We start from the raw sequence: 11,960 nt of genomic DNA on the forward strand, positions 1-11,960 counted from the left end.
ATGAAATCGCATATGCTTCCTGAAAGCTTGCCTATATGGAAAGGCAACGGCAGCGTCGATGTCTCCCCCTATCTCTCTATATATAAGAGCGTCTGAGATGTTTCCTTCGCGCGCCTTCCTGTCACACCTGCCTTCACTCTTCGCGTCGCTCCGGCACTGCCTGCCCAGGCGCAATCGTTTCATTCGCGTCATTCACTTCGTTCGGATCGTCCCGCTCGCCCTGCTCGTTGCCGCTTGCGGATCGGTGCGCCCGCCGCCGGAGCCGTCGCAGTGGACCACTCATACGCCAGCCAGCACGCCAGGTGCACTCGCTTCCGCCCTCGCCCCGGCCATGCGCGCACATCCGGGCCAGTCCGGCTTCCAACTGCTGGCGACGGGCTCCGCCGCCTTCACGATGCGTCTCGCGCTGGTGCAGTCCGCGCAACACAGCCTCGACGTGCAGTACTACAGTGCCGGCGAAGACGTCACCGGCCGCCTGCTGCTCCAGTCACTGCTCGACGCCGCCCAACGCGGTGTGCGCATTCGCATGCTGGTGGACGACATCAACCGTCGCCACACCGACCCCGCTTTCGCCGCGCTGGACCAGAGTCCCAATATCGAAATCCGCGTCTTCAATCCGTTCGGCACCCTCGACACCACGCTACTGGAACGCGCGGGCAATCTGCTCACGCGCTTCGATCAGTTAAACCGCCGCATGCATAACAAGGCACTCGTTGCCGACAACCAGGTGGCGATCGTAGGCGGCCGCAATCTGGGGGACGAATACTTCGACGCCAATCCCGACCTCTCCTTCCGCGATTTCGATCTGCTCTGCGCGGGGCCGGTCGTCGAAGCGATCTCGCATAGCTTCGACCATTTTTGGACCAGCCCTCAGTCCTACCCGCTCAAGCAAGTCCAGTCGAAAATCGATAACGAGACGCTAGAGGCTACGCGAGCCGCTCTCGCCCAACATTGGCGCGACGCCGAGAACGTGCCCGCCGGCCGCGAAGCGCTCCATCAGCCGCCACTCGCCGCCAGTCTGCGCGCAGGCACTGTCGCGCTGTTCTGGGCCCCCGCCGAACTGGCCGCCGATACGCCCGACAAGCTCGATGCGCCTGTCGCCGACACCCGGAGCAAGCCAGGGGACAAGCTCCGCCAACTGGCCGCCAACGCGCAATCCGAATTCCTGATCATCTCGCCCTACTTCGTACCGCTCGACGGCGGTGTGCGGTTTCTGTCGAAGCTGGCGCAACGTGGCGTCAAAGTGCGCGTACTGACGAATTCGCTCGCCGCAACCGACGTCGTGCCTGTCCACGCGGGTTACGCCCGCTATCGTCCGGCGCTGCTGCAGGCGGGCATCGAGCTATACGAATTCAAACCCATCCGCACCGACGACGGCGAGCGTCAATCCCGGCGCGTGACGTTCGGCGGGTCGTCTCGCGCGAGTCTGCATGGCAAGGCCTATGTCATCGACCGTCGCGACGTCGTCCTCGGCTCGTTCAATCTGGACCCACGCTCGGTGCGACTCAACACGGAGCTGGCCATCGTGATTCACAGTCCGGAGTTCGCTGAGCGAATGGCGCGCATATTCGATCGCGCCACGTCGCCGCGCACCAGTTTCCGCGTCGAGCTGGCGCCGACCGGCACAACGCCGCCGACACCCACGCCGCCCACCATGCCAGCACTACGCTGGGTGGGCGAGGAAAACGGGCAACCGCGCACGTTCGACGTCGAACCCTACGCGACTTTCGGACGCAACGCAGTCGCAGGCGCATTCACCCTGCTGCCAAGCGACGATCTGCTCTGAGCGCGGCACGGTCAGTAGTAGACGTCTTCAAGCAGCATGTCTTCGAAGAACGCCCCGAAGCGCAGTTGTGGGTCGCGCAAGTGAATTTCCAGAATCCAGCGCATGGCGGACGGCGTAGCTTCGAATGCGGCCAGCGAGCCGGTATGGATGGCCGCGTGCGGGAAGTCGGACACCCGGTGGCCCGGCAGATCGAAGTTCAGCGTCCAGCCCATGCGACACGCCACCTCGTCCGCATATGCGTAAAGCGCTTGCCCGGTCGCCCCTTCGCGCAGCCATTTCCGGCGAACGTCGTGGAACAGGGTTTCGGCGTCGCGCGCGCACCGTTCGAACTCGGCATGCTCGCCGACCACGAAGCTCGCGCCGCCGTCGCCTTCCCATGCTTCGAAACGCGGCGCGATGTCGATGAAGAACAGGTCGTTTTCCCCGAGCACGACACCCGCTTCGGACGGCTGACGCATCGGCTTGAGCGTGTTCCTGCCGAAGCGCACGCGAGTCGGGTGCCAGCTCAATTCCAGGCCGGCCGCCACGAGCACGCCTTTCGCCATGGCGACGGCATCCTCCTCCACCATGCCGGGTCGCACCTTGCTGGCAATTTCGCCAATCGCAGCGCGGGTCTTGTTGCGCGCGGCGAGCATGCCGTCGACCGAGAATGCCGGGCCGACGCGCTCGACCAGCGAAGCTTCGTCCGGGTAGCGAACGGCGGAGGAATTGGCTTGATTCGACATCGATAACCTCTTTTTGGGAAAGGATGCAGGGGTTGGGGGACGCGGCGACGGTCCGTGCCATCGCCAACAGTCACGATTGTCGAAGCGCCGACGCGCTCCGGCGGGCGGTGCGAACGTGCCGATTGCGCCATTGCTCGGCATCTTCGCGCCAGTGGACGGCCGTCGTACTTCCGATGGGCCGCTTTCTGCCAAAATGGACCGCATCACCGCCAGCGCAAGTTGCCGCGCGCGGTTTGCCGGCAAATCGATGTCGCGAATGAGGCCCCCCGCTTCCGTCGCCCCTCTATCCGTACTGCTGTCCTCGCCGTTATCTACGTTCCGCAAATCGCCATGATCCGTACCGTCGCCCTGTTGGTTTTCCCCGGCGTGCAAGCGCTCGATGTGAGCGGCCCGCTGGACGTTTTCGCCGAAGCCAACCGTTTCTTGCTGCCCGGCGACCACTACCAGACGGAGGTCGTCGGCACGCAGCACGGCGCCATCGGGTGTTCGAACGGCATGGCGCTGTTGCCGCGCCGGCATTATCAGGACGTGGGCGGTTACGTCGATCTGCTGCTGGTCGCCGGTGGGCCCTCGCTGCTGACCGACGATCCAGGGCCGAACGTCTATCGCTGGCTCAACGACATGGTTCCTCACGCCCGGCGCTACGGCTCGATCTGCAACGGCGCGCTGATTCTGGCGGCCGCCGGACTGCTCGACGGCAAGCGCGTGACCACGCACTGGAACGACGTCGACGTGCTGGCCGAACGCGCGCCGGGGGCGACCATCGAAGTCGACCGCCTGTTCATTCAGGATGGAAACCTGTACACGTCCGCGGGGGTCACGGCAGGAATCGATCTGTCGCTGCATCTGCTTGCGCAGGACCACGGACAGGAGATCGCGCTGAACGTGGCGAAGCGTCTGGTGGTTTTCACGCAGCGGGCGGGAGGTCAATCCCAGTTCAGCCCCTACCTCACACCCTATGCGGAACCGAACTCGCCTGTAGCGCAAGTCCAGCAATATGTGCTGGCGCATCTGGCCGAACCATTGTCCGTCGGCGATCTGGCAGCAGTGGCGAAGATGAGCGTGCGCAATTTCTCACGGGTCTTCGCACGCGACGCCGGGGTGACGCCCGCCGAATTCGTGAGCGCGGCGCGCGTCGACGCGGCGCGTGTGATGCTGGAGAACGGCAGCGCGCCGCTCAAGACCGTGGCGTGGCAATGCGGCTTCGGCGATCCGCACAACATGCGCAAGGTCTTCCAGCGGCGCTTCGGCGTGTCGCCACAGCAGTACCGCGAGAACTTCGGGCAGCCGCGAAGGTAATTCGCCGCGAATTGCCGGCAAGCGGCAGTTCCGCCCAATCGCCTGCCCCGTCTAATGGAAAACATTTATTGACCGACCGGCCGGTCGGTTTATAATGCGTTCCATATCCCCACATGCCGCGGAGGCCTTCCTCTATGTATACGCAAGCCATCGATCTGGCCGGCAACAGCCCCAAGGGCGTTCGTGCCCTGAGCGAGGCCGAGCAGGCACAGCAAGCTCGCTTCGACGCGCGCGTCGCCGCCGAACAGAAGATCGAGCCGCAGGACTACATGCCCGCCGAGTACCGCAAGACGCTGGTGCGTCAGATCTCGCAGCACGCGCACTCGGAAGTCGTCGGCATGCTGCCGGAAGGCAACTGGATCTCGCGCGCGCCCAGTCTCAAGCGCAAGGCCATTCTGCTCGCCAAGGTTCAGGACGAAGCCGGTCACGGCCTCTATCTGTATTCCGCCGCCGAAACCCTCGGCACGTCGCGCGACCAGATGATCGACGCACTGCACTCGGGCAAGGCCAAGTACTCCAGCATCTTCAATTACCCCACGCTCACGTGGGCCGACGTCGGCGTGATCGGTTGGCTCGTCGACGGCGCCGCCATCATGAATCAGGTGCCCCTGTGCCGCTGCTCGTACGGTCCGTACGCGCGCGCCATGATTCGCGTGTGCAAGGAAGAGTCGTTCCATCAGCGTCAGGGCTTCGACGCCCTGCTCTCGATGATGAACGGCACGCAAGCCCAGCGCGACATGGTGCAGGAAGCCGTGAACCGCTGGTGGTGGCCGGTGCTGATGATGTTCGGTCCGAGCGACAAGGACTCCATTCACAGCGCGCAAACCATGAAGTGGGGCATCAAGCGCATCTCGAACGACGACCTGCGTCAGAAGTTCGTGGACGCTGCCGTCGAACAGGCCAAGGTGCTCGGCGTGACCTTCCCCGACCCGGACCTGAAGTGGAACGAGGCGCGCAAGGCCCACGACTACGGCGAAATCGACTGGAGTGAATTCTGGCGCGTGGTCGGCGGTGACGGCCCGTGCAACAAGGAACGCGTCGGTACCCGCGTGGCCGCCCACGAAAAGGGCGCCTGGGTGCGCGAAGCCGCCCTCGCCCACGCCGCCAAACAGCGCCAGCGCGCCGAAAAACAGGCCGCGTGACGGCGAGACCCGACGAGATAAAGGCTGACGTCCGAGCGCAGGCTGCGAGGACTCACCTCACAAGACATCAGGAAAGATCATGACGCAAGCAACCAACAAGGAATGGCCCCTCTGGGAAGTGTTCGTGCGCAGCAAGATGGGCCTCGAACACAAACACAGCGGCAGCCTGCACGCCGCCGACGCCGACATGGCGCTGCGCATGGCGCGCGACGTCTACACGCGCCGTCAGGAAGGCGTGAGCATCTGGGTCGTGCCCTCGGTCGCCATCACGGCATCGGCGCCGGAAGACAAGGCCGAACTGTTCGATCCCGCCGCCGACAAGATCTACCGTCATCCGACCTTCTACCAGTTGCCGGAAGAAGTGAACCACATGTAAGCGGCCGCGCGCCCGTGTGCGGCTCCCGCACGTCAACGGCGCGCCCCAAGCGAGACCCCAGAACATGAAACCGACGCAGGAACATCTGTCCTATCTGCTGCGCCTCGCCGACAACGCGCTGATCCTCGGTCAGCGCAATGCGGAGTGGTGCGGTCACGGCCCCGTGCTCGAGGAAGACATCGCGCTCACGAACCTGAGCCTCGACCTCATCGGCCAGGCCCGCATGCTCTATCAGCACGCCGCCAGGCTCGAAACCGAACTCACCGGCTTCGCGAAGCAGGAAGACGACTACGCCTTCTGGCGCGACGAATTCGCCTTCCGCAACTGGACGCTCGTCGAACTGCCCCACTACGGTCCGACGGCAGGCACGACCGCCGCCGAGCGCGACTACGCCGTCACCATCGTGCGCAACTTCCTGTACTCCGCCCTGATGGTCGAAGTCTGGCAAGCGCTCACGCAGTCGGCCGACGAAACGCTCGCCGCCATTGCCGCCAAGTCGGTCAAGGAAGCGAATTACCACCTGCATCACGCACGCGACTGGCTGGTGCGTTTCGGCGACGGTACGGAAGAGTCGCATCGCCGCGCACAGGCCGCACTCGACTATCTCGTGCCGTACATGAACGAGATCTTCAAGCGCGACACGCTCGAAGATGCGGTCGCCGCCGCCGGTACGGGTGTCACGATGGCGGATCTGAAAGCAGCCTGGCAAGCCGTCGTCGACGATGCTCTCGCCGAGGCCACGCTCAGCGCGCCGGTGAGCGGAGCCTTCGAGAGCACGGGCAAGTTCGGGCATCACTCCGAGCACATGAGCTATCTGCTCGGCGAGATGCAGGGACTGGCGCGCCAGCATCCCGGCGCAAGCTGGTAAGCCGCACGCGCACATCATGCATACCCCGAACCTGTTTGCCGACGCGATGACGAATCTACCGCTCACCCCTGCCGTTGCGCCCGACGTGCTCACGCCGGCCTCGCAGGCGTCGCTGCCGCTCGCGTGGCAAACGCTCGAAGCCGTGCCCGATCCGGAAATCCCGGTCGTGTCGATTCGGGAACTCGGCATTCTGCGCGACGTGCGCGTCGTCACGAACGATCAGGGCGCCACGGCATTCGAGATCGTGATTACGCCGACGTATTCGGGCTGTCCCGCCATGCAGCAGATCGCCGAGGACATTGCCGCGGCCATGACGCGTGCCGGCCTCGGTCCGTGGCACGTCACGACAGTGCTCGCACCGGCCTGGACGACCGACTGGATCAGTCCGGAAGCCCGCGAAAAGCTGCGGGGTTACGGCATCGCACCACCGACCGGCGCGCAAGCCGTATCTGCCGGCACCTCGCGCAAGATCACCTTCTACGGCCGCCCGAAAGACGGCGTGCCGTGCCCGCACTGCGGCTCGGTCGAGACGGAAGTCGTTTCCGCCTTCGGCTCGACCGCCTGCAAGGCGCACTACCGTTGCCGCGCGTGCCAAGAGCCGTTCGACTACTTCAAGCCATATTGATTGGCCAGATTGACCCGATTGGGAAGCCCACGATGACGACCCCGCAATTCCATTCGCTGACGATTCGCGAAATCCGGCCCGAGACCGCCGACGCCATTTCCATCGCCTTCACGGTGCCGGACACGCTGCGCGACGCCTATCGCTTCACGCAAGGCCAATTCCTCACGCTCAAGACCGAAATCGACGGCGAAGAAGCGCGGCGTTCCTACTCGATCTGCGTTGGCGTGCCCGAATACGAAGCCACGGGCGAACTGCGCGTGGGTATCAAGCGCGTGCCGGGCGGCAAGTTCTCGAACTTCGCGAACGACCAGCTCAAGCCGGGTCAGCAAATCGACGTGATGACGCCGGACGGACGCTTCTTCACCCGTTTGTCGGCCGACAACGCCAAGCATTACGTCGGATTCGCCGGCGGCTCGGGCATCACGCCGATGCTCGCGCTCATCAAGACAACCCTCGCCGCCGAGCCGAACAGCCGGTTCACGCTTGTCTACGGCAACCGCACCGTGCCCGCGATCATGTTCGCCGAAGCGCTCGAAGATCTGAAGAACACGTATCTGGGCCGCCTGCGCCTGTATCACGTGCTCTCGGACGAAGCGCAGGAAGTCGAGCTGTTCAACGGTCTGCTCAACGAGGAAAAGTGCACCGCGTTCCTCGACACCCTGATTCCGGCAGCAAGCATCGACGAAGCGTTCATCTGCGGTCCCGGTCCGATGATGGATGCCGCCGAAGCCGCGCTCGCCGCCGCCGGTGTCGCCAAGGAAAAGATCCACGTCGAGCGCTTTGGCGTGCCGTCGCCGCAAGCCGGTGTGAAGCCGGTGGTCATTACGGACGACACACCCATGGCCGAACTGGTCGTCGTCATGGACGGCAAAGAACGTCGCCTGCGCCAGCCTTACGAGGGGCAGAGCATTCTCGATACGGGGCTCACCGCCGGCCTGTCGCTGCCCTACGCCTGCAAGGGCGGTGTGTGCTGCACGTGTCGCGCCAAGGTGCTCGAAGGCGAGGTCGCGATGGAAAAGAATTACACGCTGGAAGACTACGAAGTCGAGCAGGGCTTCGTGCTGACGTGCCAGGCGCGCCCGCTAACGGAGCGTGTCGTGGTGAGCTACGACGAGCGTTAAGCCTCGGAACCCGGGCCGCGAGGCCCGGCTAGCGGACGAGAGCAGGTCGTGCGGCCGTTTGCCACGGCGTGCGAACGTTACGTCTTCACGGGCGTAACATGCGGGAAATCTCCCCAATGCTGCGGTTATTTCCGGCATTACGGGAGCGTCAACCCGAGGTTGCGGGAATACCGTAAACTACCGGGCATGAACACCATCCATGTCGTCTGTGGCGATATCGCCGCGCAGCAACTTCGTGCGGCGATGGCGCTAGCGCAACGCGCCGACCCCGTCCTTGTCCTGCGTGACGATCTGGCCATCGGCCCGTTGCGCGAGATCGACGAGAGCGAACGGCAGCGCGCCGCGTTCTGGCAGCGCGTCATGCCGTCGGCCGGCCGCGATTACGCCGGCGAATTGCGCGAAGAACTTGCCTCGCTGCAACGGCTGGCCGAAGGCGACAATGCGGTGGTCTGCTGGCATGGCGACAGTGCGTCGGATCAGTTGTCGCTGCGTCGCGTGGCGTTCATGTTGCGCAACACGCCCGCCCGGTTGAACGAAATCGCGCTGCGCGGCAGCGACCTGGGCGGTGCGCACGCAGCGGGTCATGCGGGCGACGCCAATCGCCGTACCAGCGTCGGTATGTATGCCCCGGAAATGCTTGCCAAACGGTTCGCGCGCATCGCCCCGATTTCTTTGTTGCGCATCGGCCGTTTATCGCTCGAATGGCGGGCGCTCAAGCAAGTGAATACTCAGGTTCGCCGCTGGGTGCACAACACGTTCGAAGGCGCGACGTTCGCCGAGATCGACGATCAGATTCTGACGCGCGCCCCGGTCGCCTGGACACCGGTGGCTGCATTCCTTGGCGAATTGATGCCGCGCATCGAGGGCTTTTTCGCCACCGACAGTTTTCTTTTGTGGCGTTGCCGCGAACTCGGTGCGGCAGGCCGGCTAGCGCTACGCGGCGACACCACGGCCGCCGCCGCGTGCGATTTACGATTGGAGTAACCCCCGTTTATGGCACGTACCAAAGCGCCCGATCACGAATCGCAGCGCGAACAGATTCTCGACGTCGCCGCCGACGCCTTCGCCCGCGCGAGCTACCCGAGCACGTCCATGTCCGAGTTGGCCGCCGCCTGCGGCACGTCCAAGGCGCGGCTCTATCATTACTACGCCAGCAAGGACGCCATCCTCTTCGATCTGCTTGAGCGCTACACCAAGCGCCTGATGCTGATCGTCACCGAGGTGGAAGCCCTCGGCCAGCGACGCGGCCTGTCCGAGCGCGACACGTTCCATGAGTTGATCCGCGCCTTTCTCGACGAGTACGAGACGTCGCAGACGCGCCACATCGCGCTGCTCAACGACGTGAAGTTCCTGAACGACGAACAACGCGAGATCGTGCTCAACCGGCAGCGCGACGTCGTGGCCGCCTTTGCCCGCCAACTCTCCCGGGCGTTTCCCGAGCGAGTGGCGAAGCACAACCAGACCGCCCTCACGATGATGCTGTTCGGCATGATCAACTGGACGTTTACCTGGCTCAAACCCGGCGGACGCATGCGCTATCGCGACTTCGCCAACGAAGTGATCGCCGTGCTCGAACACGGCCTGGCGGCACCGCTGCCGGACGGCATCGAGGCTGCAATCCCTGCTCCGGCAACGCCAACACGAACCGCCCCTCAAAGTTAGCAAATACTCACTGACTCCAAAAGGGCGACGATTCGCCCTTTTTTTGTTGCCACGCAGCAACGCTGCCCGACACACAGTCTGGTGCCGGATTCGGAAAAGACATCCATCTTCAGCGACTTAGACGCTTCCCTCCACGTCCGGCGATCAAATTCCTAGGGTTTTTACCTACCTGATCAGGTATAATTCTTTTGCGTCGCACAATTCAGTCGACGCACTAAAGATAACCTAAGGAATACGCCATGACTGCCCCGAATCCCACGCCCGACGTCGCACGCGCGACGGTTGCCGCCAACGAGCGGTCGAGCGTGCTGATTCGTGAGCTGACGTCCGGCGATATCCACCGGCTCCAGCGCCACTTTCTGGCGCTCGGCGAGGAAGACCGCCTGCTGCGCTTCGGACAGGCCGTCTCGGACGACGTGATCACCCGTTACGTCGCCAGCATCGACTTCTCCCGTGACAGTGTGTTCGGCGTCTATGACGACAACCTCGCGCTCGTCGCCGTGGCGCACGTCGCGCAACTCCCGGAAGGTAAGAGCGGCCGCGTGGCGGAGTTCGGAGTCTCGGTGCTCGAATCGGCCCGTGGCCGCGGTATCGGTTCGCGCCTGTTCGAGCGCGCGGCGATCCACTGCCGCAACAAGCGCGTCGACACGCTCTACATGCACTGCCTGTCGCGCAATGCCCGCATGATGCGCATCGCAAAGAAGGCCGGCATGGAAATCAACTTTGCGTACGGGGAAGCGGACGGCTACCTGAGCCTGCCCCCGGCCGACACGCATTCGATGCTCTCGGAGATGATGCAGGAACAGATCGCCGCCTTCGATTACGCGCTCAAGCGTCAGCTTCGCAACGCCCGCCGTCTGCTCGGGGGACTGCTGCCCAACCAGCGCGCGGCCTGAGCCATCTCGGCAATATCGATGCAAGACATGAAAAACCCGGCCTTGGCCGGTTTTTTTGTCTTCCTCAGAATGGAGGCCGCGAAGCGCGGGCCGATCACGGAAGCGGCAGGGCCGTCGTCTCTTTCAATTGGTCGAGCACGAAGCTCGTTTTGACGTCGACCACGCTCGGATGCACCAGCAGATGCGTTTGCATGAAGCGCGAAAAATGTGCCATGTCACGCACGTGCACCCGTAGCAGGTAGTCCATGTCGCCCGCCATCGCGTAGCAGCCGACGACTTCAGGCCATGAGTCGACCACGCTGCGAAAGTGCTCGATGACCGAGCCGCCCGCACCGTCGCCAGGATGACGCTTGTCGAGCCGCACGTTGACATACGCCAGCAGACCGAGTCCGATACGGGTGGGCTCCAGCAGCGCTACGTAGCCGCGGATCACACCGGCCTCTTCGAGGCGACGAATGCGACGCAGGCACGGACTCGGCGAGAGGCGCACCTGCTCGGCGATTTCGAGGTTGGAAAGACGTCCGTTGCTTTGTAACGGGGCAGAATCCGCCGATCGATCTTGTCCAGTTCAAGTTTTGACATATATCCCCCTTTATTGGAATTTATGCGCAATATTATTGCGCAAATTTCCTTTAATAAGGAAGTGTAAGCCTAAACAAGGTGGTTACAAGACATTACAGACAACACGAACCCGGCGAATGCCATGGGGCGGAATGTGGTGTCCGAGGAAAAGAAAAAGGCGCTCGCCATTCCGGCAGCGCCTTGCGGTTCGGGAGTGTCGTTTTGCGCCGGGTATGGCCGCCGCAGTTACGTACTCGGGTGGATCGGGCCGATCTCCGACGGAAAGTCAGATCACCGGCGCTGGAATTCTCGCGGATCGATCGTGCGCTGGTCGAGCGGGCCTTCGTAACGCTGCGGCGATGGGGTGGTGCGCTGCTGCGTGATGGGGGTGGGTTCGGCCGTCTTGTCGCGCGCCAGCTCGTCTGCGCGTGCGACGCTCACTTCCAGGGTCAGAAACGAAGCGGAAACCAGCAGGAATTTGGCGATGTTTCGTTGATTCACAGTGACTCCTTCTTACGTATCGCTGTATTGTTGCTGCGTGCCTTCTCGGTACGCCATGAATGTACCCAACGCGACGATAACGGTTTTGTCACGCATCGGGTAACGCATTAGTGGACATTCTGCCCGCTCCGTTCCCGTTAGCCCCGTACCGTTACACGTTGTTACCCACGTGTCAGAAGGCACCGACAAACGTACGGTTGCCGACATAATGACGACACAATGCCGTCATTTTGAGGCCAATTCCCAAAGCAGAAATGCGGTTCTATGCCGCACCTGCTGGTTGTAGGAGGGAGTCACGGCGGAACACCAGACAGGGTTTACGCCAGACTCCTTACGTTTACGTAAACGTCATAATCCTCGCTATACTGCCGTCGATCGGCAACCTATGAGACGTCCTC

12 protein-coding genes and 1 pseudogene are annotated in these 11,960 nt (G+C 63.3%); 10 read left to right on the forward strand and 3 right to left on the reverse strand.

Annotated features, from left to right (window positions below):
* The first annotated feature begins 97 nt into the window (after positions 1 to 97).
* Positions 98 to 1,786: a phospholipase D-like domain-containing protein gene (locus tag AB870_RS21630; protein ID WP_084663979.1), complete on the forward strand. Its 1,689-nt coding sequence runs from the start codon at positions 98 to 100 to the stop codon at positions 1,784 to 1,786.
* A gap of 11 nt (positions 1,787 to 1,797) precedes the next feature.
* On the opposite strand, the gene AB870_RS21635 is transcribed toward AB870_RS21630, so the two are convergent.
* Positions 1,798 to 2,511: a M24 family metallopeptidase gene (locus tag AB870_RS21635; RefSeq protein WP_047906232.1), complete on the reverse strand. Its 714-nt coding sequence runs from the start codon at positions 2,509 to 2,511 to the stop codon at positions 1,798 to 1,800.
* 330 nt (positions 2,512 to 2,841) lie between these two features.
* Between AB870_RS21635 and AB870_RS21640 the strand changes: the two genes are divergently transcribed.
* The 9 genes from AB870_RS21640 to AB870_RS21680 all read left to right on the forward strand — a co-directional run bounded on the left by AB870_RS21640 (position 2,842) and on the right by AB870_RS21680 (position 10,500).
* Positions 2,842 to 3,810 (forward strand): GlxA family transcriptional regulator, encoded by a 969-nt coding sequence (locus tag AB870_RS21640; RefSeq protein WP_047906233.1) that lies wholly within the window; start codon positions 2,842 to 2,844, stop codon positions 3,808 to 3,810.
* Between the two features lie 134 nt (positions 3,811 to 3,944).
* A complete protein-coding gene (gene paaA, locus AB870_RS21645; protein ID WP_047906234.1) occupies positions 3,945 to 4,952 on the forward strand; it encodes a 1,2-phenylacetyl-CoA epoxidase subunit PaaA in 1,008 nt (335 codons plus the stop codon).
* Positions 4,953 to 5,031: 79 nt separating this feature from the next.
* Positions 5,032 to 5,328 (forward strand): 1,2-phenylacetyl-CoA epoxidase subunit PaaB, encoded by a 297-nt coding sequence (gene paaB / locus AB870_RS21650; RefSeq protein ID WP_047906235.1) that lies wholly within the window; start codon positions 5,032 to 5,034, stop codon positions 5,326 to 5,328.
* Between the two features lie 64 nt (positions 5,329 to 5,392).
* On the forward strand, positions 5,393 to 6,196 hold the full coding sequence (gene paaC, locus AB870_RS21655; protein ID WP_047906236.1) for a 1,2-phenylacetyl-CoA epoxidase subunit PaaC: 804 nt from the start codon (positions 5,393 to 5,395) through the stop codon (positions 6,194 to 6,196).
* A 46-nt stretch (positions 6,197 to 6,242) separates the two neighbouring features.
* Positions 6,243 to 6,821, forward strand: coding sequence for a 1,2-phenylacetyl-CoA epoxidase subunit PaaD (gene paaD, locus AB870_RS21660; RefSeq protein ID WP_047908536.1), 579 nt, complete (start codon positions 6,243 to 6,245; stop codon positions 6,819 to 6,821).
* Between the two features lie 32 nt (positions 6,822 to 6,853).
* On the forward strand, positions 6,854 to 7,942 hold the full coding sequence (gene paaE, locus AB870_RS21665; RefSeq protein WP_047906237.1) for a 1,2-phenylacetyl-CoA epoxidase subunit PaaE: 1,089 nt from the start codon (positions 6,854 to 6,856) through the stop codon (positions 7,940 to 7,942).
* Between the two features lie 186 nt (positions 7,943 to 8,128).
* On the forward strand, positions 8,129 to 8,926 hold the full coding sequence (locus AB870_RS21670; protein WP_047906238.1) for a DUF1835 domain-containing protein: 798 nt from the start codon (positions 8,129 to 8,131) through the stop codon (positions 8,924 to 8,926).
* Positions 8,927 to 8,935: 9 nt separating this feature from the next.
* Complete coding sequence (locus AB870_RS21675) at positions 8,936 to 9,604, forward strand: TetR/AcrR family transcriptional regulator (protein WP_047906239.1); 669 nt, start codon at positions 8,936 to 8,938, stop codon at positions 9,602 to 9,604.
* A gap of 239 nt (positions 9,605 to 9,843) precedes the next feature.
* On the forward strand, positions 9,844 to 10,500 hold the full coding sequence (locus AB870_RS21680; RefSeq protein WP_047906240.1) for a GNAT family N-acetyltransferase: 657 nt from the start codon (positions 9,844 to 9,846) through the stop codon (positions 10,498 to 10,500).
* 94 nt (positions 10,501 to 10,594) lie between these two features.
* Here AB870_RS21680 and AB870_RS21685 read toward each other — a convergent pair.
* Positions 10,595 to 11,082, reverse strand: a pseudogene (locus AB870_RS21685) (Lrp/AsnC family transcriptional regulator).
* 270 nt (positions 11,083 to 11,352) lie between these two features.
* The gene (locus tag AB870_RS21690) at positions 11,353 to 11,562 is read right to left on the reverse strand and encodes a hypothetical protein (protein WP_047906241.1); all 210 of its coding nucleotides are present in this window, start codon (positions 11,560 to 11,562) and stop codon (positions 11,353 to 11,355) included.
* Between the last annotated feature and the right edge of the window lie 398 nt (positions 11,563 to 11,960).

This window comes from Pandoraea faecigallinarum, assembly GCF_001029105.3.
In the GTDB taxonomy this organism is placed as follows: Bacteria; Pseudomonadota; Gammaproteobacteria; order Burkholderiales; family Burkholderiaceae; genus Pandoraea; species Pandoraea faecigallinarum.

Coding starts and splice junctions, on each gene's coding strand:
- paaA (WP_047906234.1), top strand. CDS start 3,945: ATGTATACGCAAGCCATCGATCTGGCCGGCAACAGCCCCAAGGGCGTT.
- AB870_RS21640 (WP_047906233.1), top strand. CDS start 2,842: ATGATCCGTACCGTCGCCCTGTTGGTTTTCCCCGGCGTGCAAGCGCTC.
- paaC (WP_047906236.1), top strand. CDS start 5,393: ATGAAACCGACGCAGGAACATCTGTCCTATCTGCTGCGCCTCGCCGAC.
- AB870_RS21680 (WP_047906240.1), top strand. CDS start 9,844: ATGACTGCCCCGAATCCCACGCCCGACGTCGCACGCGCGACGGTTGCC.
- paaE (WP_047906237.1), top strand. CDS start 6,854: ATGACGACCCCGCAATTCCATTCGCTGACGATTCGCGAAATCCGGCCC.
- paaD (WP_047908536.1), top strand. CDS start 6,243: ATGACGAATCTACCGCTCACCCCTGCCGTTGCGCCCGACGTGCTCACG.
- AB870_RS21635 (WP_047906232.1), bottom strand. CDS start 2,511: ATGTCGAATCAAGCCAATTCCTCCGCCGTTCGCTACCCGGACGAAGCT.
- AB870_RS21670 (WP_047906238.1), top strand. CDS start 8,129: ATGAACACCATCCATGTCGTCTGTGGCGATATCGCCGCGCAGCAACTT.
- AB870_RS21630 (WP_084663979.1), top strand. CDS start 98: ATGTTTCCTTCGCGCGCCTTCCTGTCACACCTGCCTTCACTCTTCGCG.
- paaB (WP_047906235.1), top strand. CDS start 5,032: ATGACGCAAGCAACCAACAAGGAATGGCCCCTCTGGGAAGTGTTCGTG.
- AB870_RS21675 (WP_047906239.1), top strand. CDS start 8,936: ATGGCACGTACCAAAGCGCCCGATCACGAATCGCAGCGCGAACAGATT.